Consider the following 25,778-nt stretch of genomic DNA (forward strand, 5'->3'; position numbering starts at 1 on the left):
CGACAAGTCAGGAGTTGTACGTGCTTTGCGCCCGCTCAAGCCCCTCGATCACCAGACACTCCACCGCGTCCGCCGCACGGTCCACGAAGTAGTCCAGCTCCTTGCGCTCCGCCGACGAGAAGTCCTTCAGCACGAAATCCGCGACCTGCATACGCCCCGGAGGCCGGCCGATCCCGAACCGCACCCGGTGATAGTCCGCACCCATCGCCTTGGTGATCGACTTCAGCCCGTTGTGCCCGTTGTCGCCGCCACCCAGCTTCAGCCGCAGCGTCCCGTAGTCGATGTCCAGCTCGTCGTGCACCGCCACGATGTTCGCCACCGGCACCTTGTAGAAGTCCCGCAGGGCGTTCACCGGACCACCCGACAGATTCATATACGACATCGGCTTCGCCAGGACCACCCGACGGTTCCCCGGACCAGGCGGACCGATCCGCCCCTCCACGACCTGCGCCTGCGCCTTGCCCGCCCGCTTGAACTTCCCCCCGATCCGCTCCGCCAGCAGATCGGCCACCATGAACCCGACATTGTGCCGGTTCATCGCGTAACCGGGCCCCGGATTGCCGAGGCCCACAACCAGCCAGGGACCGCCCGCGTCGGTCGTCACGTCCATGTCTCCTTGATACGCGCCAGCCGCTGCCCCTCCCGGGAACAGCGGCTGACAAAACGATGACGGTGAGGATCAGGCCTCGGCGGCCTCTTCGCCCTCGGCCTCGCCCGCCGGCGCCTCCTCGGCCTGCGCGGCCAGGACCTGCAGCACGACCGCGTCCTCGTCGACGGCCAGCGTCACACCGCTCGGCAGAGCGACGTCCTTGGCGTGGACCGAGGCACCGGCCGCCAGTCCCTCGACGGAGACCGTGAACGACTCGGGGATGTGCGTGGCCTCGGCCTCGACCGGCAGCGCCGGCAGCACGTGCTCCAGCAGGTTGCCGCCCGGCGCCAGCTCACCCTCGGCCTGCACCGGCACCTCGACGGTGACCTTCTCGCCGCGCTTCACCAGCTGCAGGTCGACGTGCTCCAGGAAGCCCTTCAGCGGGTCCCGCTGCACGGCCTTCGGAATCGCCAGTTCGCTGGTCTTGCCGTCGATGTCCAGCGAGATCAGGACGTTCGGCGTACGCAGCGCCAGCAGCAGGTCGTGACCCGGCAGCGTCAGGTGCAGCGGCTGCGAACCGTGCCCGTAGAGCACACCCGGAACCTTGCTCTCACGGCGGATACGACGCGCGGCACCCTTGCCGAACTCGGTGCGCGTCTGGGCGGCGATCTTCACCTCGGACATCTTCACTCCTCGTAGAAATTCAGTGAACGGACGTGGTCACCCGGCCACGAACGGCCTGCTACGAAGAGCGCGTCGATTACGGACCGCCGTACGCATGAGTACGGCCTCCCTCGCCGAGCAACTCGAGCAGTCTACTCGGAGGGGAGGCCGCACCCAAAAGGATCACCAGCCGGACACCGTCACCAGCCGGACACCATCACCGGCCGAGCGGCGTCACCGCTCGTTCGCCGTCGCATCACTGCTCGTCGAACAGGCTCGTCACCGAGCCGTCCTCGAACACCTCGCGCACCGCACTCGCGATCGTCGGCGCGATGGACAGCACCGTGATCTTGTCCAGCTCCAGCTCGCCCGGCGTCGGCAGCGTGTTCGTGAACACGAACTCACTCACCTGCGAGTTCTTCAGACGGTCCGCCGCCGGACCGGACAGCACACCGTGCGTGGCCGTCACGATCACGTCCTCCGCGCCATGGGCGAACAGCGCGTCCGCAGCCGCGCAGATCGTGCCACCCGTGTCGATCATGTCGTCGACCAGAACACAGATCCGGCCCTTCACATCACCGACGACCTCGTGCACCGTCACCTGGTTCGCCACGTCCTTGTCACGCCGCTTGTGCACGATGGCCAGCGGCGCACCCAGACGGTCGCACCAACGGTCGGCGACCCGCACCCGGCCCGCGTCCGGCGACACCACGGTCAGCTTCGCGCGGTCCACCTTCTGACCCACGTAGTCCGCCAGCAGCGGCAGCGCGAACAGGTGATCCACCGGCCCGTCGAAGAAACCCTGGATCTGGTCCGTGTGCAGATCCACCGTGAGGATGCGGTCCGCACCCGCGGTCTTCATCAGGTCCGCGATCAGACGCGCCGAAATCGGTTCACGTCCCCGGTGCTTCTTGTCCTGCCGCGCGTAACCGTAGAAGGGCACAATCACCGTGATGGAACGGGCCGACGCGCGCTTCAGCGCGTCGATCATGATCAGCTGCTCCATGATCCACTTGTTGATCGGAGCCGTGTGGCTCTGGATCAGGAAGCAGTCGGCACCACGCGCCGACTCCTGATAGCGGACGTAGATCTCACCGTTCGCGAAGTCGAAGGCCTTCGTCGGGACGACCCCGACACCCAGCTGGTGGGCGACCTCCTCGGCAAGCTCGGGGTGGGCGCGGCCGGAGAAGAACATCAACTTCTTCTGGCCGGTCGTCTTGATCCCGGTCACGACACTGTCTCCTCAGAGGTGTTCTCAGCTCGGCGCCAAGGGGTCTCGCAGCCCGCCTCCGCGGAATGCGAGCGGCCGTCTCGGCTGGTAGGGGTGCGCGTGTGCACTTATCACGGTACGCCGTGTCAGACGCACCTGTTTCCGCTCAGTCTTCGCCATCCGGCTCCCGGGAAGCCGCCTCGGCCGCCTTCGCGGCCGCGCTCCCCGGACGCTTGCGAGCCACCCAACCCTCGATATTCCGCTGCTGACCACGGGCCACGGCCAGCGAACCGGGCGGCACATCCTTCGTGATCACGGACCCTGCCGCGGTGTACGCACCGTCCCCGACCGTGACAGGAGCCACAAACATGTTGTCCGAACCGGTACGGCAGTGCGACCCCACCGTGGTGTGGTGTTTGTCCTGTCCGTCATAGTTCACGAACACGCTCGCCGCGCCGATGTTCGTGTACTCACCGATCGTCGCGTCGCCCACGTACGACAGATGCGGCACCTTCGTGCCCTCGCCGATGGAGGCGTTCTTGGTCTCCACATACGTACCGACCTTGGACTTGACCCCCAGACGCGTACCGGGCCGGAGATACGCGTACGGGCCCACCGACGCCTGCGGCCCCACGACCGCACCGTCGGAGACGCTGTTGTCCACCCGCGCCCCCGCACCCACCCGGGTGTCCTTCAACCGCGAGTTGGGCCCGACCTCGGCCCCCTCGCCGATGTGCGTGGCCCCGGTCAGCTGAGTCCCCGGCTGCACCACCGCGTCCTGCTCGAAGGTGACCGTCACGTCGACCCACGTGGTCGCCGGGTCGACGATCGTGACCCCGGCCAGCATCGCCTCGGTCAGCAGCCGGTCGTTGAGGATGCGGCGGGCCTCGGCCAGCTGCACCCGGTTGTTGATGCCGGCGATCTCCCGGTGGTCGCCCGCCACGGACGCGCCGACCCGGTGCCCGGCCGACCGCAGGATGCCCAGCACATCCGTCAGGTACTCCTCACCCTGGCTGTTGTCGGTCCTGACCTTCTTCAGGGCCTCGGCGAGGAGCTGCCCGTCGAAGGCGAACACCCCGGAGTTGATCTCACGGATCGCGCGCTGGGCGTCGGAGGCGTCCTTGTGCTCGACGATGGCGGTGACGGCACCGGTGCCGTCCCGGACGATACGGCCGTAGCCGGTGGCGTCGGGGACCTCCGCGGTGAGCACCGTGACGGCGTTGCCGTCCTCGTGGTGCGTGCCGGCCAGGCGGCGGAGCGTTTCACCGGTGAGCAGCGGGGTGTCTCCGCACACGACGACCACGGTTCCGTCGACGGACCCGCCCAGCTCTTCCAGGGCCATCCGGACGGCGTGGCCGGTGCCGTTCTGCTCGGCCTGGACGGCCGTGCGGACACCCGGGTCGATCTCGGCGAGATGGGCGCCGACCTTCTCCCGGGCGTGGCCCACGACGACGACGAGGTTCTCGGGCTTCAACTCGCGCGCGGCGGCGAGCACATGCCCGACGAGGGAACGGCCGCAGATGTCGTGCAGAACCTTGGGTGTGGCCGACTTCATACGGGTGCCCTCACCCGCTGCGAGAACGACGACGGCGGCCGGGCGGATGGCGCTCACGGGGATGCCCTTCGGCTTCATGGGGTGGGGTGGACATCCGCAGGATACCGGGGTGTTCCTGGGCGGACATGAGAGCGGGCCCTGACGGTGCTGTCAGGGCCCGGAATCGAGGTCTTGCGTACCGGCTCCCGGAGAAGGATTCGAACCCTCATTCAACGGACCAAAACCGTTTGTCCTACCCTTAGACGATCCGGGATAATGTGCGCGCTATGCCCGATTTGATTGATCAGCTTCGCGTGCGGACTCCACTATGCCGTACCAGGCGCCCTCGATGCGACGGTACAAGTCGGCACCCCTGAGGACTTTGATGACGAGACACCCGCGATAGGAATCGCCCACGTTCTTGCGGACGGTCTTGGGGTTGTGCCGCTTGAGGGTGGTCTTATTGAACGAGGAGCGGGTGGCGCCGACCAGGTCGGCCCAGTACTGCTCCGCGGCCGTGACGTCGGCCGCCTCGTGGATCATGACCGTGTACCGCAGGCGATCGCGCTCCACGCCCAGCAGGTCGAGCCAAGCGAGGAAGACCTGGATCATTCCAGGGTCGCTGTTGACGAAGGTGACGTTCTCTCGGCGGGCGTAGGGCTTGTCCTTGCCGCCCTCGGCCCAGTACAGGCTCACGCCCACCAGAAACAGTTCGCGAGGCGAAAGCTCGCCGATCGACTGCTTGGCCGCCTCCTTGGTCCGCTGTCGCTCCTCGTCTCGGATGCGCAGCCTCTCCTCCCAGCCGCGCCGGGCGATTGCTGCAGCCTCCTGGGGGCTGCGCTTCCGCTCGGGTTTCGGGAGATCCCGTACCCACAACGAGATCGAACTTTTCGAGCACCCCAGCTCCGCCTCGATCCGGTCGTACGTCCAGCCCTGGAGCCGTAGCTCCCGCGCCCTCGCCCGCAGGTCGTCCTTCGCGTTCGGGCGCTTCGTCCAGGCCGGTGGGGGCTCGCCTTTCACCAGCTGGTTGAGGATGTCGTTGTTGAAGATCTTCAGCTTGTCGCGGATCTGCCGAAGGCTGTAGCCGGCCCGGCGCAGCGCCACCGCGCGCTCCTTGAGGCCCTCGAAGTCCGCGTACTTGCCTGCCGCGTGTGCCATAGGCATAAGCTCCGGCGGAATCCGGGCTTCCGGGGTCGAACGGTGTGCGATTCAGCAGTTCGAGGGATTCCGGACGGTTTCGCTTCTGTTCGATTACGGAGTGTGGTGTGACGCGGCCGTGGAAACTCCCCGGAAAACCCCCGCCGCGCGCCCGTAGGCTGGTGCCATGACCAGGACGGGGGAAGTCCGCATGGGGGCCGGGGAAGGCCCCTGGTGGTGGGCGCGGTGGCGCAGTGCCGTGCTCGATATCTCGCTCGCCGCGCTGTCCGCCGTGGAGTGTGCGGTCGAGGGGATCCAGTTCTCGCGGGACGCCGGCCTGCCCGTCCCCGTGGGGATGGTGTTCGGGCTGTTCACCGGTGTGACCCTGCTGCTCAGGCGCCGGTGGCCGATCGCCGTCGTGCTGGTGTCCATCGCGATCACGCCCGCTCAGATGGGGTTCCTGATGGGCGTGGTGGGGCTGTACACCCTGGCCGCCTCGGAGCTGCCCCGGCGGATCACCGCCGCCCTCGCGGGGATGTCGTTCGCCGGGATGTTCATCGTGACGTATGTGCGGGCTCATCAGGGGTTGGTCCGGGGGGATCTGTCGATCGCCGGGGGGTTCATCCCCTTCCTGTCCGTCACGACGGCGCTGGGCATGACGGCCCCGCCGGTTCTGCTGGGGCTCTACATCGGTGCCCGGCGGCGGCTGATGGAGAGCCTGCGGGAGCGGGCCGACTCGCTGGAGCGGGAGCTGATGCTGCTCGCGGAGCGGGCGGAGGAGCGGGCCGAGTGGGCGCGTAACGAGGAGCGGACCCGGATCGCCCGGGAGATGCACGACGTGGTGGCGCACCGGGTGAGTCTCATGGTCGTGCACGCCGCCGCGCTGCAGGCGGTGGCGCGGAAGGATCCCGAGAAGGCGGTCAGGAACGCCGCGCTGGTGGGGGACATGGGGCGGCAGGCGCTGACCGAGTTGCGGGAGATGCTCGGGGTGCTGCGGACGGCGGAGGGGGCCGTGGGACGGCCTGCCCGGTCCGCGGTGCCTTTGGCGGCCGTGGGGGCGGCGGCCGCGGCGGCGTCGCGGGTCGTCGTGGACTCCTCCGAGGGGCCGTGCCTGGCGGAGCTGGAGGAGCTGATCGGGCAGTCGGCCGCGGCCGGGATGGTCGTGAACCTGTCGGTCGAGGGCGAGGCGCGGTCGTATGCGCGTGAGGTCGAGCAGACCGCGTACCGGGTGGTGCAGGAGGCGCTGACCAACGTGCACAAGCATGCGGCGGGCGCGAAGACGCATGTACGGCTCGCGCATCGTGCGGCGGAGATCGCGATGCAGGTGGAGAACGAGCCGCCGCCGGAGCCGGGGTCGGCTCGGGAGGCGCGGCTGCCCAGTGGGGGCAATGGCCTGGTGGGGATGAAGGAGCGGGTCAGCGCGCTGGGCGGGGTGTTCGTGTCGGGGCCGACGGATGCGGGTGGCTTCCGGGTGTCGGCGGTGATTCCGGCCCAGGCGGCGTAGCGAGGGCGCGGGCTCCTACGGCCGGTCGCGGTGCCGGTCGTGCCGGTCGGCGTGGGCCTTCGGCGTCACCGTCACCGTCACCCGGCGGTGAGCCGGACCGGCTCGATGCCCGTCAGCAGGGTGGTGAGGCCGTGGTCGATGTCGGGGCCCAGGTACCAGTCGCCGGTGTGGTCGAGGGCGTAGACGCGGCCTTCGGTGTCGATGGCGAGCAGGGTGCGGCTGTCGGATTCCTCACCGAGTGGGCAGACGTCGGTGTCGAGGGCGCGGCCGAGGTCGCCGAGGGTGCGGGCCATGTGGAGGCCGTGCAGGGGGCTCAGGTGGAGGGTGGCGGGGGAGAGCTGGCGGCCGGGGCCCTGTGCGGTGATGCGGAGGTCGCCGAATTCCGCCCATGCCTCGACGGCCGCGGGGAACACCGTGTGCCGGTGGCCCGCCGGGGAGGTGTGGTCGCGCAGGGTGTCGGCCCAGATTTCCGCCTGTCTTATGTTCCAGCGGCCGGGTTGCCAGCCGGCGGCGCGCAGTGCGGCGTCCACGGGGACGGGGAAGCGTGTGCTTGAGGAGCGGTCGGTGTGCATCTGCCCTTCGTTCGTCAGGTGCCGTGGACCGGCGTGCGTGCGCCGTCGTGCGGTGTGTTGTGTGCGGCGGTGGCGTGTGGCGTGCTGTGTGTGACGTGGCCTGTCGTGTGTGACTTGTGGTGTGCGGTGGTTCGGGGTCGGGGGGAGGTCAGCCCTGCGCCGCGGGGTCGACGATGCGTACGCCGAAGTGGTTGCTGAGTGCGGTGCAGGCGCGGCAGGGCGCGGCGAAGCTGCCATGCAGGGGGTCGCCGTCCTCGCGGATGCGGCGGGCGGTGAGTTTGGCCTGCTTGAGGGCCTTGCGTGCCTCGCCGTTCGTCATCGGTTTGCGGGAGGCGCGTTTGCTGCGGGCGGCGTCGGCGGCGGTGATGTGGCGGGAGATGAGGATCGCCTCGGCGCACCGCCCGGTGAAACGGTCGCGCTGGCCGCTGGTGAGGCTGTCGAGGAAGTCCTGGACGAGCGGGTGCAGGGCGGGTGGCTGGTCGCCGCGTGCGGCGGTGCCGGTGAGGGTGGCGCCGCGGACGGAGAGGGCGGCGGCGACGGTGGGGAGTATGCCGTCGCGGCGGTGACGGAGGGTGGGGACGGGGGCCGACCCGGTGGCGCTCCAGCCGATGCGTGGGTCGTCCGACGTGTCTGTTTGTGTGGCGTTCATGGGTCGTCTTCCCCTCCCTTGCATCCCCCGGGCGGGACACAGACTGCCAAATGCCGTGGCCGGTGCGGAAGCTGGGGCGCCGCGACACGCCAGGGCTTCGGCTTACGGTCACGTCCGTGTGACGGCTGGTCACGGTACCGGGCGGGCGGTCGGCCGGGGTGCCACCGGTGGCCCGGTGACCTGTGTCGTCGTACCGCATAGGCTGTCGACGTCCGCCAACGACACCGCCGTACAGGCCAGACAGATCGCCGCAGGGGGAACCGTCATGACGACAGGTCGGCTCGGGCTGGGGGTACCTCCCGGCCGCCAGGCCGGAGCACCCGCCGCGCCGCCCAACGCGGCGTACGCGGGCCAGCTCGTGCACTTTCCGGACCCGGTCCGGGCCGCTCGTCATCCGGGCGGGGTGCGCGTGGACGAGTACGGCTACCCGGACTTCTCGCCCTACGCCCGTGCGGCAGCGGAGATCGCGGAGCCGCCGGAGGGTTTCGGTGTGGACGAGTTGCGGCTGACCGACTACGTGTCGGCGAACGCGGCGCTGGCGGCGTCGGGGCACGAGTTGTGGGACACGGTTCCGGCGGTGGCGACGCCGCACGGCTGGACGTGGCACCACGTCCGCGGGTCGCGTCGGCTGGAGCTGGTTCCGGTCGAGGTGAAGGCGTTGCTGCGGCACCACGGCGGGATCGCGACGGCGGGTGTCGACCAGGGCAAGCGGGGGACGCGGCCGTTGCAGGAGACGAGGCCGGCGCACTTCGGGCTGCCGAAGTCCTCGGTCGCGGTGACGGAGCAGCAGGTTCAGGGCGTCGAGGAGGATCTGGGGTACCGGCTGCCGGGTGCGTACCGGTCGTTCCTGAAGGCTGCGGGTGGCTGTGCGCCGGTGGGCGTGGCGCTGGACGCGGAGTTGGGGCTGCTGGTCGACCAGCCGTTCTTCACGGTGCGGGACGAGGCGGCGGTCAACGACCTGGTGTATGTGAACAAATGCCTGCGGGACCATCTGACGAAGGACTATCTGGGCGTCGGTTTTGTGCAGGGCGGTCTGCTGGCCGTGAAGGTGAAGGGTGACCGGGTCGGCTCGGTCTGGTTCTGTGCGTACGACGACGCGCGTGATGTGGATGCGTCGTGGACGCCGGCCGAGCGGGCGGAGCGGCTGTTGCTGCCGTGTGGGGACGACTTCGACGCGTTCCTGGCCCGGCTCGCGGGCAGTCCGCCGGAGTTGGGGACCGTGGCGAATCTGATGGTGGACGGCGGGTTCGCGCGTGTGGTGCCGGTGTCGTCGGCGTCCGGGGCAGGGGAGTGAGTTCGGGCGATGGTGACGTTCGCGCAGGCGCAGGAGCGCGCGGAAGAGTGGATCAACGGGGACGTTCCGTCGTATCAGCATCGTGAGGTGCGGGTACGGGAGTTCGGGCTCGGGTTCGTGGTGTGGGCGGAGGACCGGGCCGAGGGGCCGCGGTCGGACGGGGGCGCGCAGCGGCTCGTCATCGCCCGTGACAGCGGTGAGGCGACGCTGTGGCCGGGGCTGCCGGTGGGTGAGGTGATCCGTCGTTACGAGGAGGAGTACGGGGTGAGGGAGGCGCCGGCTCGGCAGGCGCCGGCGCCCGCTGCCCGAGGCGATCTGAACCAGACGTCGTTCCTGTTGAGCCCGCCGGAGTGGCTCCAGGAGGAGGCGGACCGGCGGGGGGCTCCGGATCGGCCGCAGGGTGGCGGGGTGCCGTCCGCGCCGCCGTCCGGGGCGACCGCGGGGGCGCCGGGCGGCGTCGGCTCTTCTCCGGGCGCGGCTGCCGGGAGTGCGCCGGTTGCGGCTGCCGGGAATGCGCCGGTTGCGGCTGCCGGGAATGCGCCGGTTGCGGCTGCCGGGAATGCGCCGATCGCGGCTGCCGCCGCCGCTTCCGGGCCCTCGGTGGCTTCCGGCTCCTCGGAAGCCTCGGGGGCTGGTGTCCCGGGGGTCTCGGGTACGACGTCTGTGCCGGCGTGGCCCGCGGCCGGGGGCGGGGACGAGGTGCGGGACGCGGTGCCCGGCGTGCCCGAGGGGGCGACGCCGTGGGCGGGGACCGACACCAACGCCGACGGGGGCGAGGACCGTTCGGTGCCGCTTCCGGCGACCGTGATCGCGCCGCCGCTGAGCGACGCCGACGACGGTACGCCGCCGGGCGCGTCGGCGCCGGACGCGAAGATCACGCTGCAGGGCGGGCCGGGTGTGCCTCAGGGTGTGCCCGGGCCGGGTGTGCCTCAGGGCGGGCCGGGTGTGCCGCACGGCGGGCCGGGTGTGCCGCAAGGCGGGCCGGGTGTGCCGCAGGGGCCGCCTCCGCCTCCCGGACCGCCGCCGCCGGGTGGCCCGCAGCCTCCCGGTGTGCCCCAGGCTCCAGGTGTGCCGCAGATGCCGAACGTGCCGCAGGCTCCAGGTGTGCCGCAGATGCCGAACGTGCCGCAGGCTCCAGGTGTGCCGCAGATCCCGAACGTGCCGCAGGCTCCGGACGGTTCGTCCGGGCCGGGTCGGCGGCTCGCGCCGAACGCCGAGGACATCGCCGACGCGGCGACCAGCAAGGCGGCTCCGCCGCGGGCCGCGCGCGCGGGTGGTGCGCCGCCTCCGCCGGGCGCTCCTGGCGTGCCCGGGGCGCGGCCGGGCGCGACGCCTCAGCCCTCGGCGCCGGGCGCTCCGGGGGGCGGCTACGTGCCCACGCAGCTCGTCTCGCAGCTCGGCCCGGAGGGCCCCGGTGCCCCGGTGGCCCCGGGCACTCCGCCGCCGGGTGCGCCGCAGCCGCCTGCCGGTACGCCGGGTGGTGTGCACCACGCGGCCACGATGCTCGCCGGTCCGCCCGTCGGTCCGGGCGTGCCCCCGGGCACTCCGAGCGCGCCCAACCCTCCGGGCCCGCCGAACCGTCCGGGCGTGCCGGGTGCTCCCTCGGCTCCCGGTGTCCCGGCCGCTTCCGGGATCCCGGCTGCCCCCGGCGCTCCGGGTGCCCCTGGTGTCCCGGCTGCCCCCGGTGCCGTGCACCACGCCGAGACCGTGCTGGCCGGACCGCCTGTGGGAGGTCCGGGGGTGCCCCCGCCGCCCGGTGTTCCGGGTGCGGCGCCTGCCGATCCGGGGCCGGTGCCCGGGCAGCAGCCGTCGTACGGTTATCCGCAGAGTGTGCCGACGGTCGGCCCCGGCTATCAGGCCGTGCTGCGTTACCGCGCTCCGGACGGCTCCGAGCAGCAGCTGATCCGGCGTTCGGCGCCGGGCACCCCGCACCCGGAGTGGCAGATCTTCCACGAGCTGCGCGGCCTGAACGTTCCGCCGGACCAGGTGCTCGAGCTGCACACGGAGCTGGAGTCGTGCGAGCTGCCGGGTGCCTACTGCGCGCGGATGATCCGGGAGAACTGGCCGCAGGCCCGGATCGCCAGCATCGCCCCGTACGGGACCGACCATGCCTCGCGTCAGCAGGGTATGCAGCAACTGCTCGCTCATCAGGGTGAGTTGCACCAGGTCGCGGATGGCCCTGCGCGCCCGGGTCCGGTGCGTGCGCCACTGCCGCCGGTGCAGCCCGCGCCGCCGATCCCGCCGGAGGGCATCGCGCAGGAGATGGCCGCCGCCTTCGGGCCGGGGGTCTTCCGGTTCGAGCAGGCCGCGGTCTCCCGGCAGGGCGTGCCGCCGATCGTGGCGCAGCTTCTGGTGGTGGCGGGGCTGCCGGTCGACATGGGTCCGTTCTTCTGGGCGCAGGCCCAGCCGGGCCGTCCGGTGCCGACGCTGGCCGAACTGGCGCAGGAGCGCGGGCTGCAGCCGGCCGCGGACGCGGGCTCGTACCTCGTCCTCGGCAGCGACTTCGGCAAGGCGATCTGTGTGCAGTACGGCACGGCGAACATCGTCGCGGTTCCCGTGGAGGCCGGGCCCGGCGGTGTTTCCGCACCGCCGCAGTACGTGAACACGGGGCTGCCCGAGTTCGTGCGCTGTCTGGCGCTGCTCGGCCGGATGTGGCGGCTGAGGTACGGGCTCAACCAGGAGCAGGCGGGCCGCTGGACCGTCGACTTCCAGGCGCAGCTGGCCTCCCTCGATCCGGCGGCGCTCGGTTCGCCGGACAGCTGGTGGTCGGTGCTGCTCGAGCAGATGTGGGACGGTCTGCTGTGACAATCCACCGCTGACGCTCCGTCAAGGGCCGGGCCCGGTCGCCGTACTCCTTCGTGCGACCGGGTCCGGCCCTTTTCTGTTCCCCCTTTCGGGCCGGTTCGGGGTTCGCCTCGGGTTCGCCTCTGCTTCCGTTCGTGTGTCCGTGTGCACGTGGAGCGGTTGTTGTGCCGTGTGCGCGCCGTGGTGTGCGACGGCGTGCGGGGCCTGCGGTGCGACCGCGCGCGCGATACCCCGCGTGCACCTCGTGACCCATCCCTGTCCATTGCTTATGCGCGGAGTGTCGTGTTATGAACACTTCCGTCTGATCCATAAGGATGTGCGCGAATCGTCGCTTCCTGTGGGTCAGGTGGAGAGGGGTTCCACGATGAGCAGCGCATCGGGGTCGCCGCACGGCTTTGTGTCCGTGCGGCGCGGCTACCGTCCCGACCAGGCCGACGCGTATACCGCGGCCCTCTCGCGGGAACGTGACGGCGCCTGGGAGCGCGCCGCCCGGCTGACCGTGCTGGCCAAGGACATGGAGGCCCAACTGGCGCGGCTGCACGAGACGGTGGCGCAGCTGCCCCCGCAGACCTATGAGGCCCTCGGTGACGGGGCCCGTCGGGTGTTCGGCCTGGCGCAGGAGGAGGCCCAGGCCGTACGCGAGGGTGCCCGGCGGGACGCGGCGCGGCTGGTCGCGGAGGCGGAGGAGGAGGGGCGGCGGGTGCGGGAGGCCGCGCAGGCGTACGCCGACGAGGTGCGGGGGGAGGCCGAGGAGCGGATCCGTACCCGGCTGCTGGCGGCCCGTGCCGAGGCCGACGACGTACGGGTCACGGCGCGGCGCGAGGTCAAGGAGGGGCGCGCGGAGGCGCTCGCCGCGTTGCGGGAGGTGCGTCAGCGTACCGAGGCCCTGCTCGTCGAGCAGGAGCGGGAGCAGGCCGAGCTGTGGGAGGCCGAGGAGCGCGCGGAGGCCGAGCGGCTGGCGCAGATGGAGGCGTCGGAGGCGGAGCGGGTGGCGCAGGCGGAGGCCGCTTTGGCGGAGGCGGAACGGGCGCTCGCCGAGGCCGGGGAGTCGGCGCGGCGGGTGCAGCGGGACGCCCAGGCACGTGCCGCGGAGCTGGTCGCCGAGGCGCGGCTGCGGGAGGACCGGATCGCGCGGGAGACGGAGAGGGTGCTGCGGGAGCACGGCGAGGCGTGGGACCGTGTGCAGGCCCAGATGGACCATGTGCGCAACAGCCTCGCCATGCTGACGGGCCGGGCTCCCGCGGAGCGGGAGGCCCCTTGAGGGCCCGCGAGGACCCTGCGGGGGCCGTCTCGCCCGCTCGGTGATCTACCCGTTTCTGCGGACCGCCCCCGCCAGGATCCACCCCTCCACCGCCTCGTACTGCCGGCGCTGCTCGGCGGCCTGGTGGCGGCCGGAGGCGATCGTGCCCAGCCAGCCGTAGGCGAAGCCCAGTGGGATGGAGACCAGGCCGGTGGTGGTGAACGGGAACCAGTTGAAGTCGGCTTCGGGGAAGGCCGAGGCGGGTGAGCCTGACACCAGGTTGGTGCCGGTCATCAGGACGAGGACCGTCAGCGTGCCGCCGATCAGCGTGCACAGCAGTCCGCTCCGGGTGTAGCGGCGCCAGAAGAGGCCGTACACGAGGGCCGGTGCGATCGCGGACGCGCCGATACAGAAGGAGAGCGTCACCAGCGGCTGGAGGCTGCGGTGCTGGACGAGGGTGGCGAGCAGGATCGCCGAGACGCCGACCACCAGCGCGGACACACGTGCCAGGGCCATCTCGCGGCGCGGCGGCATCTCCTGCACCCGGGCGGCGAACACGTCGTGCGCCAGGGAGTTGGCGCAGGCGAGGATCATCCCGGCGACGGAGGCCAGCAGGGTCAGGAAGACCGCCGTGGCGACCGCGGTGAACAGCACCGTCCCCGCGGTGGACACGGTCGGCCCGAAAGCGGCCCGGGTGCCCAGCAGATAGGCGGTGTTGCCCTGGGGGTCGGCCGACGCGATGGTCTTGCGCCCGATCAGAGCGGTCGCGCCGAATCCGACCACGGTGATGACCGGCACGAACAGGGCCACCGAGGGCACCGCCCAGGACAGTGAGCGGCGCACCTGCCGGGCGCTGTTCGCCGTGTACATCCGCATGGTGATGTGCGGCAGGCAGGCGCCGCCGAGCACCACCGTCAGCTCCGAGGTGATCATGTCGAGGCGGGGGGCCGGTCCGTCCGCGAACTCCAGGCCCGAGTGCAGGAAGGCGCTGCCGACACCGCTGTTGCCGGCGGCGGCCGTGAGCAGCGCGCCCGGGTCCCAGTCGAAGCGGCGCAGGACCAGTGCGGCGACGGCGAAGCCGGTGCCGAGCAGCATCACGATCTTCATGATCTGGATGAGGGCGGTGCCCTTCATACCGCCGATGGCCGCGTAACTGATCATCAGGGCGCCGAGGCCGATGATGCAGCCGGTCTTCAGGGAGTCGCCGGAGAACCCGAGGAGGAACGCCAGCAGGTCGCCGGTGCCGGCGAGTTGGACGAGCATCATCGGCAGCAGCGCGGCGAGGGTCACCCCGCAGGCGGCCATGCGCACCGCCCGCCCGGGCATACGGCGCGCCAGCACATCGCCCATGGTGAACCGGCCCGCGTTGCGCAGGGGTTCGGCCAGCAGGAACATCAGCAGCATCAGCGACAGCGCCGTGCTCAGCGCGAGGACGACGCCGTCGTAGCCGGTGAGCGCGATGATCCCGCTGGTGCCGAGCACGGTCGCGGCGGAGATGTAGTCCCCGGCGATGGCGAGGCCGTTGCGCATCGGGGACAGGGAGTTGTAGCCGGTGTAGAACTCGTCGAGGTCGTCGCGATCGGGTCCGGTCATCACGCACAGCAGGAGCGTGATCGTGGCGACGGTGGTGAACGCGACCAGCGACATGGCCTGCGCCGAACTGCTGAACCCGGTGAATCCGCCGGCCGGGTGCACACCGCTCGCCGTGCTCATCGTGCCGAGTGCGCTCGAGGCGGTCATCATAGGGACCCCTGCCTGGCGTCCAGGCTCGCCTGCCTGCGGATCCGGTCGGCGATCGGGTCGACGGTGTGGCGGGCGGTGTACTCGTAGACGCCGATCGCCAGGCAGGCGACGGGGACCTGGAGCAGGCCCAGCAGCAGGCCCGTGGTCAGACCGCCCGAGACTTCGGTGGTCATGAAGGACGGCGCGAACGCGGACAGGATCAGGAACAGCGTGAAGTAGCCCAGCGCGGTGAGCGTGGCCACACGGCGCTGCCAGCGGTAGGCGGTGCGCAGCACCCGCAGATCGCTGTGGTGCCCGAGCGGCGGGTGGCTCGGTGGCCGCCGCCGGACCTGCTCGACGGGCGGCGGCTGCCAGGGATAGGTCGGATACGAGGGTGGCACGTGGTACGGAGGGGAGTGCTCGGGCGACGCGTACGGCGACCGGAATGCGTCGGACATTCCGTTTCTCCTTGCAGGCTCGGGTCCGTGGCGGCGGACCGCAGGGAGCGGTGGGCGGCGACGCACGCTACTCGCGGCGATCGGGGCTGTGCGGGGTTTTCACCAAACTGGGCGGTCGGTATCCGCTTACTTCACCGACTACTTCACCGACTACTTCACCGACTACTGCACCGACTACGTCATCGACTACTTCCTCGAGTGCTGCTTTTCCCGGCTCTCTCCTCGGCTGCTTCAACGGCTGACGCAACGGCTGCTTCATCGGCTGCTTCAACGGCCCGTGCCGTCACCCGTGTGCACTTCAGTCCCGGGCGTCCCGGGTCAGCACCGGGAAACGTCGCGGGGCCACGAACAGCAGCACCAGGAACGCCAGGCCCGCCGCGCACGACGCGCCCAGGTACACCGCGTGGACCGCGTCCGCGATCGCCCGGCGCGTCGCCTCCGGGGCGGTGCCCGAGCCCAGGCCCCGGGTGACCGAGTCCAGATCGCCCGCGCCTCCCAGACGTGCGGCGAGTACGCCGTTGGCGATCGCGCCGAACACCGAGGCCCCCACGGTCTGGCCGGTCTGACGGCAGAAGAGGACCGAAGCGGTCGTCGTGCCGCGCTCCGCCCAGCCCACCGTCGACTGGACACCGACGATCAGCGGAAGCTGGAAGAGGCCGAGCGCACCGCCCAGCAGGAGCATCAGCAGGGTGGGCTGCCAGGCCTCGCCCGGATACGGCAGGAAGGGGAAGACCAGCAGGAGCAGCGCCGCCGTGCCGATCCCGAGCATCGCCGTGTCGCGGAAGCCGATGCGGCGGTACACGTGCTGGCTCAGCGCCGCGGACACCGGCCAGCTCACCGTCCACACGGACAGCACGAATCCGGCCGTGAGCGGGGCCAGTCCGAGCACCGCCTGCGCGTATGTCGGCAGGAAGACCGTGGGCGCCACCATCAGCAAGCCCAGCGCGCCGAGCGCCAGATTGACCGCGGCGATCGTACGGCGCCGCCACACCCACCCGGGGATGATGGGCTCCGCCGCGCGGCGCTCGACCGCGACCACCACCGCGACCAGGGCGAGTCCCGTGCCGAACAGCGCCAGGGAGGGCTGGGACAGCCAGGGCCAGGCCACGCCGCCCTGCACCAGCGCCGTCAGCAGCACGCCCCCGCAGGCGAACACCGTGAGCGCGCCCGCCCAGTCGACACGGGGCCGGGTGCGCGCCTCGCGATGGGGTTCGTGCAGATGGCGGACGATGAGCCAGAGCGCGAGCGCCCCGATCGGCAGGTTGACGAGGAAGATCCACCGCCAGTCCGCATAGGCGGCGAGGACCCCGCCGAGCGCCGGACCCGCGATCGCGGACACCGCCCACACCGTGGACAGCTTGGCCTGGATCTTCGGGCGTTCCTCGAGCGGGTACAGGTCGGCGGCGAGTGTCTGGACCGTGCCCTGGAGCGCGCCGCCGCCCAGGCCCTGCACGATGCGGAAGGCGATCAGCGCTCCCATGTTCCAGGCGAGCGCGCACAACAGCGAGCCGAGCAGGAAGACGCAGGCGCCCGCGATCAGCACCGGCTTGCGGCCGAAGGTGTCGGAGAGCTTGCCGTAGACGGGCAGTGTCACCGTCACGGCCAGCAGATACCCCGAGAACAGCCAGGAGAAGACGGAGAAGCCGCCGAGGTCGGCGACGATCTGCGGCACGGCGGTGGCCACGATCGTGGAGTCGAGCGCGGCGAGCGCCATCGCCAGCATCAGCGCGGCTACCGCGGCACCACGCCGGTCGGTTCCGGTGCGCCGTGCGGTGTCGCGTAGAGCGGGTTTCGTACGGTCCACCGGTTTCCCCTCCCCAGGGCCTGTTGTCCGCCGCACGCAAGCTTCCCACTTGACCCTGACGCCGGGGGAGGGCGGAAGCTCGGTCCGCCGGAGGGTGGAGCCGACCCTGACGAGGGGTCCACCCGTCGGTGGAGAGCCCCTAGGGGTACCTCCGCACTAGGGCTCGGGGAGGGTTCGTCCCGGCGGAGGAGGAGCGGGCGGCGGAGCGTCCTTAATCTGGCTTTACGGCGCTGGGGCCGGCACGCACGGGGGTCGTGCCGGCCGCAGCGGAGGGGGTGGGGTTTTCCCCAGTGGAAGACGGGGCCGGGCACCAGCGCGGACCGGGCCCCTCCGCCACCAGACTGATCGACGTCGCCGGTCATTCCTTCAGCCACGGGGCGCGGTTGCGCGCGTCTCGTGGCATGTGACCTGGCGCGGCACCGCGCGTCTCACTCGCAATGGCGCGCGTCTTATTCGCAATGGAAAGAGGAGATCTGTCATGACATCGGCCGTGACCATTCCCAGGCACGGGGGCACTGGAGGGCGTACGGCCGTTGCCGCGCGAGCGCGACAGGTCGTCAAGGCGTACGGGGCCGGGGAGACCCGGGTCGTCGCCCTCGACCACGTAGACGTGGACATCGCCCGCGGTCAGTTCACCGCGATCATGGGCCCCTCCGGGTCCGGCAAGTCCACGCTGATGCACTGCCTCGCCGGCCTGGACACCGTGACGAGCGGTCAGATCCTCCTCGACGAGACCGAGATCACCGGCCTGAAGGACAAGAAGCTCACCCAGCTGCGCCGGGACCGGATCGGCTTCATCTTCCAGGCGTTCAACCTGCTGCCGACGCTGAACGCGCTGGAGAACATCACACTGCCCATGGACATAGCGGGCCGCAAGCCCGACCGTGCCTGGCTGGAGCGGGTGGTGGAGACCGTCGGCCTGGCGGGCCGCCTCAAGCACCGGCCCGCCCAGCTCTCCGGCGGTCAGCAGCAGCGCGTCGCCGTGGCCCGTGCCCTGGCCGCGCGCCCGGAGATCATCTTCGGTGACGAGCCCACCGGGAACCTCGACTCCCGGGCCGGCGCCGAGGTGCTCGGCTTCCTGCGCCGCTCGGTCGACGAACTGGGCCAGACCATCGTCATGGTCACCCACGACCCGGTCGCCGCGTCCTACGCGGACCGTGTGCTGTATCTCGCAGACGGCCGGATCGTGGACGAGATGCACCAGCCGACCGCGGATCAGGTCCTGGACCGCATGAAGGACTTCGACGCCCGGGGGCGCACGTCATGACCGTGCTGAAGACGTCGATGCGCAACTTCTTCGCGCACAAGGGACGCATGGCCCTGTCGGCCGTCGCGGTCCTGCTGTCGGTGGCGTTCGTGTGCGGCACGCTCGTGTTCACCGACACGATGAACACGACGTTCGACAAACTGTTCACGGCGACCGCGTCCGATGTCACGGTCAGCGCGAAGGACGCCTCGGACACCGGCGAGACCCGCTCGGGCAACGGCAGGCCGCCCACCATGCCCGCCTCCGTGCTCGGTGAGGTGCGCGGGACCGACGGGGTGAAGTCGGCGGAGGGCACGGTCTTCTCCACCTCGGTGACCGTCGTCGACGCGGAAAAGCGGAACCTGTCGCCCAAGAGCGGTGCGCCGACCATCGTCGGCAGCTGGAACGTCAACGACGCCCGCACCAAGAAGATCACCTCCGGCACGGCGCCGCACGGCTTCGGGCAGGTCATGGTCGACGCGGACACCGCCGACCAGCACCACCTGCGGCTCGGCGACGAGATCGGCGTGATCAGCGCGGTCGGTACGCACACCGCGAAGATCTCGGGCATCGCCGCGTTCACCGTCACCAACCCCGGCGCCGCGGTCTTCTACCTGGACACGAGGACCGCCCAGCAGACCCTCGTCGGGAAGACGGGCGTCTACACGAACGTCAATGTCACCGCCGCCTCCGGTGTCAGCGACGCCCGGCTGAAGCGGAACGTGGCGGCCCGGCTCGGCGGCGCGTACAAGGTGCAGACCGCCAAGGAGGTCGCCGACGCCAACCAGAAGAGCATCGGCAGCTTCCTGAACGTGATGAAGTACGCGATGCTCGGCTTCGCCGGGATCGCCTTCCTCGTCGGCATCTTCCTGATCATCAACACTTTCTCCATGCTGGTCGCCCAGCGCACGCGTGAGATCGGGCTGATGCGGGCCATCGGCTCCTCACGCCGGCAGGTCAACCGCTCGGTGCTGGTCGAGGCTCTACTGCTCGGCGTGTTCGGCTCGGTGCTCGGCGTCGGCGCCGGCGTCGGCATCGCGATCGGTCTGATGAAGCTCATGGGATCGATGGGCATGAATCTGTCGACCGACGACCTGACGGTCGCCTGGACGACTCCGGTGCTCGGTCTCGTGCTGGGTGTCGTGGTCACGGTCCTGGCCGCGTACCTGCCCGCCCGGCGTGCCGGGAAGGTCTCCCCGATGGCCGCGCTGCGCGACGCGGGCGCCCCCGTGGACGCGAAGGCCGGCCGGCTGCGGGCCGCGCTCGGACTGGTCCTCACCGGCGCCGGCGGCTGTGCCCTGTACGCGGCCGCCGCGGACGACCGGGCCAAGGACGGCTCGCTGTGGCTCGGGCTCGGCGTGGTCCTCTCGCTCATCGGCTTCGTCGTCGTCGGCCCGCTGCTCGCGGGCGGGGTGGTGCGGGCGCTCGGCGCGGTCGTTCTGCGGATCTTCGGCCCGGTCGGACGCATGGCCGAGCGCAACGCGCTGCGCAATCCCCGCCGCACCGGGGCGACGGGCGCCGCGCTGATGATCGGTCTCGCACTGGTGGCCTGCCTGTCCGTGGTCGGCTCCTCGATGGTCGCCTCCGCGACGGAGCAGCTCGACAAGACGGTCGGCACGGACTTCATCGTGCAGTCGGACAGCGGCCAGCTGATCACTCCCCAGGCGGTGCGGGCGGTGAAGTCGACGCCGGGCCTGAAGCGGGTCACCGAGTACAAGGTGCTGGACGTGTCGCTGACCACGCCCGACGGCCGCACCACCACGAAGGAGACCGTCAACGCCGCCGACCCGACATACGCGCAGGATCTGCGCACCAAGACGGTCGCCGGCAACCTCGCGGACGCCTACCGGCCCGACTCGATGTCCGTCTTCGAGGGCTTCGCCAAGAAGCACGGCATCCGGGTCGGCTCGAAGGTCACGGTCGCCTTCCGGGACGGCAGGACGGCCCGGCTCACGGTCCGTGCGATCACCAGCGACGACGCGGTGATCGACAAGGGCGCGATGTATGTGTCGATCGCGACGGTGGCGAGGTACGTCCCGTCCGACAGGATGCCGCTCGACGTGCTGGTCTTCGCCTCGGCCGGGGACGGGCAGCAGCGCGCCGCGTACACGGCGCTGAAGTCGGCGCTGCACGACTATCCGCAGTACACGGTCCGTGACCAGACCGACTACAAGAAGGCGCTGAAGGACCAGATAGGCCGGCTGCTGAACATGATCTACGGCCTGCTGGCCCTGGCGATCATCGTGGCGGTGCTGGGTGTGGTGAACACGCTGGCCCTGTCGGTGGTGGAGCGCACACGGGAGATCGGCCTGATGCGCGCGATCGGCCTCTCACGCCGTCAGCTGCGCCGGATGATCCGGCTGGAGTCGGTGGTGATCGCCCTCTTCGGCGCCCTGCTGGGTCTGGGCCTGGGCATGGGCTGGGGCGCGACCGCCCAGAAGCTCCTCGCCCTGCAAGGCCTGAACGTCCTGCAGATCCCGTGGTCCACGATCATCGCGGTGTTCGTCGGCTCGGCGTTCGTGGGCCTGCTCGCCGCCTTGGTTCCGGCGTTCCGGGCGGGCCGGATGAACGTACTGAACGCGATCGCCACGGAGTAGCCCGGGGCAACGGGGGCACGGGCGCACGGGCTGGCCCGGTGCCGGGGGCGGCGGCTCTCCGGCACCGGGCTTCGCCGTGCCCTGTCCCACCGCGTGTGCCCGCGTTCCCGCGCTCTGCTCCCGCGCCTTGCCCGCCGCCTTCGATCCTTCCGGGGAGGCGTTGTCCACAGCCCCGGCGTCGGCGAACCCGGCGTCGTAGGCTGGACATCCCCGGCCCCCGAAAACCTCGTGGCCGGGTGTTCGTGTTGCCCACCCGGGACGGGATACCCCCTCATGAGCCTGCACGGTCTGCTCGACGCCGTCGTCAAGGACGCCGCACTCGCGGAAGCGGTCAAGGCCGCGACCGACGGCAACCGGATGTACGTCGACCTGGTCGGCCCCCCTGCGGCTCGGCCCTTCGCCGTGGCCGCGCTCGCCCGGGACGCGGGCAGGCCCGTCCTCGCCGTGACCGCGACGGGACGCGAGGCCGAAGACCTCGCCGCCGCGCTGCGCTCCATGCTGCCGCCGGACGGCGTCGTGGAGTACCCGTCGTGGGAGACCCTCCCGCACGAGCGGCTCAGCCCGCGCAGCGACACCGTGGGCCGGCGTCTCGCCGTCCTCAGACGCCTCGCCCACCCGAGCGTGGACGACCCGGAGACCGGCCCGGTCTCCGTCGTCGTCGCCCCTGTCCGCTCCGTGCTCCAGCCCCAGGTCAAGGGCCTGGGCGACCTGGAGCCGGTCGCCCTGCGCAGCGGACAGCAGGCCGATCTGAACGAGGTGGTGGACGCCCTGGCGGCGGCCGCGTACTCCCGGGTGGAGCTGGTCGAGAAGCGCGGCGAGTTCGCCGTGCGCGGCGGCATCCTGGATGTCTTCCCGCCCACCGAGGAACACCCGCTGCGTATCGAGTTCTGGGGCGACGACGTCGAGGAGATCCGTTACTTCAAGGTCGCCGACCAGCGCTCCCTGGAGGTCGCCGAGCACGGCCTGTGGGCACCTCCCTGCCGTGAGCTGCTGCTCACGGAGGACGTGCGCGCACGGGCCGCCGCGCTCGCCGAGCAGCACCCCGAGCTGGGCGAGCTGCTCGGCAAGATCGCCGAGGGCATCGCCGTGGAGGGCATGGAGTCCCTCGCCCCCGTCCTGGTCGACGACATGGAGCTGCTGCTCGATGTGCTGCCCCAGGGCGCCATGGCCGTCGTGTGCGACCCGGAGCGGGTGCGGACGCGGGCCGGGGACCTGGTGGCGACCAGTCAGGAGTTCCTCCAGGCGTCCTGGGCGGCCACGGCGGGCGGCGGCGAGGCGCCGATCGACGTCGGCGCGGCCTCCCTGTGGTCCCTCGCGGACGTCCGGGAGCGCGCCCGTGAGCTGGGCATGCTGTGGTGGTCGGTGTCGCCGTTCGCGGCGGGCGCCGACGACCTGGACACTCTCGACGGGGACACCCTCAAGCTCGGTATGCACGCCCCGGAGACCTACCGCGGTGACACCGCGAAGGCGCTCGCCGACACCAAGGGCTGGCTCGCCGACGGCTGGCGCGCGGTGTTCGTGACGGAGGGCCACGGCCCGGCGTCCCGCACGGTCGAGGTGCTGGGCAACGAGGGCATCGCGGCCCGCCTGGACGCCGACCTCGCGGCGCTGTCCCCGTCGGTGGTGCACGTGGCGTGCGGCTCGATCGAGTACGGCTTCGTGGATCCGGCCCTCAAGCTCGCCGTCCTCACGGAGACCGACCTCTCCGGCCAGAGGACGGCCGGACGCGACGGCGCGCGGATGCCGGCCCGCCGCCGCAAGACGATCGACCCGCTGACCCTGGAGCCCGGCGACTACATCGTCCACGAGCAGCACGGCGTGGGCCGCTACATCGAGATGGTGCAGCGCACGGTCCAGGGCGCGACCCGCGAGTACCTGGTGGTGGAGTACGCCCCGGCCAAGCGCGGCCAGCCCGGTGACCGGCTCTACATCCCGACCGACCAGCTGGAGCAGATCACCAAGTACGTCGGCGGCGAGGCCCCCACCCTGCACCGCCTGGGCGGCGCCGACTGGACCAAGACGAAGGCGCGGGCGAAGAAGGCGGTCAAGGAGATCGCCGCGGACCTGATCAAGCTGTACAGCGCGCGGATGGCGGCGCCCGGCCATGCCTTCGGCGCGGACACGCCGTGGCAGCGGGAGCTGGAGGACGCCTTCCCGTACGCGGAGACGCCCGACCAGCTGACCACGATCGCCGAGGTCAAGGAGGACATGGAGAAGTCGGTTCCGATGGACCGTCTGATCTGCGGCGACGTGGGCTACGGCAAGACGGAGATCGCGGTCCGGGCCGCCTTCAAGGCGGTGCAGGACGGCAAGCAGGTCGCGGTCCTCGTGCCCACCACGCTGCTGGTGCAGCAGCACTTCGGCACGTTCTCCGAGCGCTACTCGCAGTTTCCGGTGCAGGTGAAGGCGCTGTCCCGCTTCCAGACGGACACGCAGGCGAAGGCGGTTCTGGAGGGCCTGCGCGAGGGCTCGGTGGACATCGTGATCGGCACGCACCGGCTGTTCTCGTCGGAGACGAAGTTCAAGGACCTGGGCCTCGTCATCGTCGACGAGGAGCAGCGCTTCGGTGTCGAGCACAAGGAGCAGCTGAAGAAGCTGCGCGCGAACGTCGACGTGCTGACCATGTCCGCGACCCCGATCCCCAGGACGCTGGAGATGGCGGTGACGGGCATCCGTGAGATGTCCACGATCACGACCCCGCCGGAGGAGCGCCACCCGGTGCTCACGTTCGTCGGGCCGTACGAGGAGAAGCAGATCGGCGCCGCCATCCGCCGCGAACTGCTGCGTGAGGGCCAGGTCTTCTACATCCACAACCGGGTGGAGTCGATCGACCGGGCCGCGGCGCGGCTGCGCGAGATCGTGCCGGAGGCGCGCATCGCCACCGCCCACGGCCAGATGTCGGAGCAGACGCTGGAGCAGGTGGTCGTCGACTTCTGGGAGAAGAAGTACGACGTCCTGGTCTCCACCACGATCGTCGAGTCGGGCATCGACATCTCCAACGCCAACACCCTGATCGTGGAGCGCGGCGACAACTTCGGTCTGTCGCAGCTGCACCAGCTCCGCGGCCGTGTCGGCCGGGGCCGCGAACGGGGCTACGCCTACTTCCTGTACCCGCCGGAGAAGCCGCTGACGGAGACGGCCCACGAGCGTCTGGCGACCATCGCCCAGCACACGGAGATGGGCGCGGGCATGTATGTGGCGATGAAGGACCTCGAGATCCGCGGCGCGGGCAACCTGCTCGGCGGCGAGCAGTCGGGCCATATCGCGGGCGTCGGCTTCGACCTGTACGTGCGGATGGTCGGCGAGGCGGTCGCGGACTACCGCGCGTCCCTGGAGGGCGGTGTGCAGGAGGAGCCGCCGCTCGAGGTCAAGGTCGAGCTGCCGGTCGACGCGCACGTCCCGCACGACTACGCGCCCGGCGAGCGGCTGCGTCTCCAGGCCTACCGCGCGATCGCCTCCGTGAACTCGGAGGAGGACATCAAGTCCGTGCGCGAGGAACTGGTCGACCGCTACGGCAAGCTTCCCGAGCCGGTCGAGAACCTCCTTCTGGTGGCGGGCCTGCGCATGCTCGCCCGCGCGTGCGGCGTCGGCGAGATCGTTCTGCAGGGCAACAACATCCGCTTCGCTCCGGTGGAGTTGAGGGAGTCCCAGGAACTTCGACTCAAGCGCCTGTACCCGGGGAGCGTCGTCAAGCCGGCGCTGCACCAGGTCCTGGTGCCCCGCCCCAAGACCGCGAAGGTCGGCGGGAAGCCGCTGGTCGGACGGGAACTGCTGGGCTGGGTCGGGGAGTTCCTGACGTCGATCCTGGGGTCGTAGGGCAGGGGCCCGATCCGGCTCACCACCGGTCACACGCCCGGCGTGCATCGGTTGCCGTGGGGCAGTCGTAGGAGCGTGACGTACCGGCGGCTACCGTGAGACGGGGCAGGCCGCGCCCATGGTGCGGGACTGTCCGGACGAGCGGTGTGGGCAAGGGGAGGGCTTCGCGTGCTGCATATGAGGGGTGGGGTCGTCGCCGCCGCCCTGGTCGTGGTCACGGTGACCGGCTGTCAGGGGGCCGATGTGCCCGCGGGCGGCTCGCCCTCCGGCTCCTCGGCGCCGGCCGCCGGTGACGGGCGTGCCGTCAGCCCGTTGGACAACCCGGACGGCACCAAGCCCGGACTGGCGGCCATCACGTCGGACGCCGACCGCGCGAAGGCGCGGGCGCTGATCGGGAAGGTGGCGACCAAGGGACGCGGCCCGAAGACGGGCTATGACCGGGACGAGTTCGGGTACGCGTGGATGGACTCGGCCCCGGGCGGCATCCCGTTCTCCCACAACGGGTGCGACTCGCGGAACGATCTCCTCAAACGCGATGGGCAGAACGTCCGGTTCCGGTCCGGTTCGGACTGTGTCGTGGTCTCCATGACGCTGCACGACCCGTACACCGCGAAGACGATCGACTGGACCAAGTCCCGTGCCGCCACGGTCCAGATCGACCATGTCATGCCGTTGTCCTACGACTGGCAGATGGGCGCCTCCCGCTGGACGAAGGGCAAGCGGGAGGACATCGCCAACGATCCGCTCAACCTGATCCCGGTGGACGGACCGACCAACGGGGCCAAGGGGGACTCCGGCCCGGCGGCCTGGCTGCCCCCGGACAAGCGGATCCGCTGCTCCTACGCCGTCCGATTCGCCCAGGTGTCACTGAAGTACGAGCTTCCCGTGACGGCGTCCGACAAGCGGATGATGCTGGAGCAGTGCGGCGGCTGAACCGC

Annotated in this window: 18 protein-coding genes and 1 tRNA gene; 8 read left to right on the forward strand and 11 right to left on the reverse strand. The window is 71.0% G+C overall.

Annotation, left to right across the window (positions count from 1 at the left end; genetic code table 11):
• Positions 1 to 7 precede the first annotated feature (7 nt).
• The 6 genes from pth to LZ604_RS01560 all read right to left on the reverse strand — a co-directional run bounded on the left by pth (position 8) and on the right by LZ604_RS01560 (position 5,154).
• Positions 8 to 610 carry an aminoacyl-tRNA hydrolase gene (gene pth, locus LZ604_RS01535; protein WP_234511649.1) on the reverse strand — a complete coding sequence of 201 codons (603 nt, stop codon included), beginning with the start codon at positions 608 to 610 and terminating at the stop codon, positions 8 to 10.
• Positions 611 to 679: 69 nt separating this feature from the next.
• Positions 680 to 1,273 (reverse strand): 50S ribosomal protein L25/general stress protein Ctc, encoded by a 594-nt coding sequence (locus tag LZ604_RS01540; protein WP_234511651.1) that lies wholly within the window; start codon positions 1,271 to 1,273, stop codon positions 680 to 682.
• A gap of 235 nt (positions 1,274 to 1,508) precedes the next feature.
• The gene (locus LZ604_RS01545; protein WP_234511653.1) at positions 1,509 to 2,483 is read right to left on the reverse strand and encodes a ribose-phosphate diphosphokinase; all 975 of its coding nucleotides are present in this window, start codon (positions 2,481 to 2,483) and stop codon (positions 1,509 to 1,511) included.
• Positions 2,484 to 2,628: 145 nt separating this feature from the next.
• Entirely contained in the window at positions 2,629 to 4,074 is a 1,446-nt protein-coding gene (glmU, locus tag LZ604_RS01550) for a bifunctional UDP-N-acetylglucosamine diphosphorylase/glucosamine-1-phosphate N-acetyltransferase GlmU (protein ID WP_234511655.1), read from the reverse strand.
• 125 nt (positions 4,075 to 4,199) lie between these two features.
• A tRNA-Gln gene (locus tag LZ604_RS01555) sits at positions 4,200 to 4,270 on the reverse strand.
• Positions 4,271 to 4,281: 11 nt separating this feature from the next.
• Positions 4,282 to 5,154 carry a hypothetical protein gene (locus tag LZ604_RS01560; protein ID WP_234511658.1) on the reverse strand — a complete coding sequence of 291 codons (873 nt, stop codon included), beginning with the start codon at positions 5,152 to 5,154 and terminating at the stop codon, positions 4,282 to 4,284.
• A 166-nt stretch (positions 5,155 to 5,320) separates the two neighbouring features.
• Here LZ604_RS01560 and LZ604_RS01565 point away from each other — a divergent pair, with 166 nt between their 5' ends.
• A complete protein-coding gene (locus tag LZ604_RS01565) occupies positions 5,321 to 6,637 on the forward strand; it encodes a sensor histidine kinase (protein WP_234511662.1) in 1,317 nt (438 codons plus the stop codon).
• 77 nt (positions 6,638 to 6,714) lie between these two features.
• On the opposite strand, the gene LZ604_RS01570 is transcribed toward LZ604_RS01565, so the two are convergent.
• Both LZ604_RS01570 and LZ604_RS01575 read right to left on the reverse strand, forming a co-directional pair.
• The gene (locus LZ604_RS01570) at positions 6,715 to 7,209 is read right to left on the reverse strand and encodes an SUKH-3 domain-containing protein (protein WP_234511665.1); all 495 of its coding nucleotides are present in this window, start codon (positions 7,207 to 7,209) and stop codon (positions 6,715 to 6,717) included.
• Positions 7,210 to 7,357: 148 nt separating this feature from the next.
• Positions 7,358 to 7,858, reverse strand: a complete 501-nt coding sequence (locus LZ604_RS01575) for a YwqJ-related putative deaminase (protein ID WP_234511667.1) — start codon at positions 7,856 to 7,858, stop codon at positions 7,358 to 7,360.
• Positions 7,859 to 8,123: 265 nt separating this feature from the next.
• On the opposite strand from LZ604_RS01575, the gene LZ604_RS01580 reads away from it, so the two are divergent.
• The 3 genes from LZ604_RS01580 (at position 8,124) to LZ604_RS01590 (ending at position 13,218) form a co-directional block, all read left to right on the forward strand.
• Positions 8,124 to 9,152, forward strand: coding sequence for an SMI1/KNR4 family protein (locus LZ604_RS01580; protein ID WP_234511670.1), 1,029 nt, complete (start codon positions 8,124 to 8,126; stop codon positions 9,150 to 9,152).
• Between the two features lie 9 nt (positions 9,153 to 9,161).
• Entirely contained in the window at positions 9,162 to 11,957 is a 2,796-nt protein-coding gene (locus LZ604_RS01585) for an SUKH-4 family immunity protein (RefSeq protein WP_234511672.1), read from the forward strand.
• Between the two features lie 364 nt (positions 11,958 to 12,321).
• Complete coding sequence (locus LZ604_RS01590; RefSeq protein WP_234511674.1) at positions 12,322 to 13,218, forward strand: cellulose-binding protein; 897 nt, start codon at positions 12,322 to 12,324, stop codon at positions 13,216 to 13,218.
• 45 nt (positions 13,219 to 13,263) lie between these two features.
• Here the strand turns inward: LZ604_RS01590 and LZ604_RS01595 are convergent, their stop codons facing one another.
• The 3 genes from LZ604_RS01595 to LZ604_RS01605 form a co-directional block, all read right to left on the reverse strand.
• The gene (locus LZ604_RS01595) at positions 13,264 to 14,910 is read right to left on the reverse strand and encodes a sodium/solute symporter (protein ID WP_234511676.1); all 1,647 of its coding nucleotides are present in this window, start codon (positions 14,908 to 14,910) and stop codon (positions 13,264 to 13,266) included.
• Positions 14,911 to 14,936: 26 nt separating this feature from the next.
• Positions 14,937 to 15,377 (reverse strand): DUF485 domain-containing protein, encoded by a 441-nt coding sequence (locus tag LZ604_RS01600; protein ID WP_234511678.1) that lies wholly within the window; start codon positions 15,375 to 15,377, stop codon positions 14,937 to 14,939.
• A 298-nt stretch (positions 15,378 to 15,675) separates the two neighbouring features.
• The gene (locus LZ604_RS01605; protein ID WP_234511681.1) at positions 15,676 to 17,181 is read right to left on the reverse strand and encodes an MFS transporter; all 1,506 of its coding nucleotides are present in this window, start codon (positions 17,179 to 17,181) and stop codon (positions 15,676 to 15,678) included.
• A 478-nt stretch (positions 17,182 to 17,659) separates the two neighbouring features.
• Here LZ604_RS01605 and LZ604_RS01610 point away from each other — a divergent pair, with 478 nt between their 5' ends.
• The 4 genes from LZ604_RS01610 (at position 17,660) to LZ604_RS01625 (ending at position 25,773) form a co-directional block, all read left to right on the forward strand.
• The gene (locus LZ604_RS01610) at positions 17,660 to 18,448 is read left to right on the forward strand and encodes an ABC transporter ATP-binding protein (RefSeq protein ID WP_234511684.1); all 789 of its coding nucleotides are present in this window, start codon (positions 17,660 to 17,662) and stop codon (positions 18,446 to 18,448) included.
• Positions 18,445 to 21,024, forward strand: a complete 2,580-nt coding sequence (locus tag LZ604_RS01615) for an ABC transporter permease (protein WP_234511686.1) — start codon at positions 18,445 to 18,447, stop codon at positions 21,022 to 21,024. Before LZ604_RS01610 ends, LZ604_RS01615 begins: the two co-directional genes overlap by 4 nt.
• Before the next feature lie 273 nt (positions 21,025 to 21,297).
• A complete protein-coding gene (mfd, locus tag LZ604_RS01620) occupies positions 21,298 to 24,840 on the forward strand; it encodes a transcription-repair coupling factor (RefSeq protein ID WP_234511688.1) in 3,543 nt (1,180 codons plus the stop codon).
• A gap of 177 nt (positions 24,841 to 25,017) precedes the next feature.
• Positions 25,018 to 25,773, forward strand: a complete 756-nt coding sequence (locus LZ604_RS01625) for an HNH endonuclease family protein (protein WP_234511908.1) — start codon at positions 25,018 to 25,020, stop codon at positions 25,771 to 25,773.
• Positions 25,774 to 25,778: the final 5 nt, after the last annotated feature.

Origin of the sequence: Streptomyces glomeratus (assembly GCF_021462825.1) — a bacterium.
In the GTDB taxonomy this organism is placed as follows: domain Bacteria; phylum Actinomycetota; class Actinomycetes; order Streptomycetales; family Streptomycetaceae; genus Streptomyces; species Streptomyces glomeratus.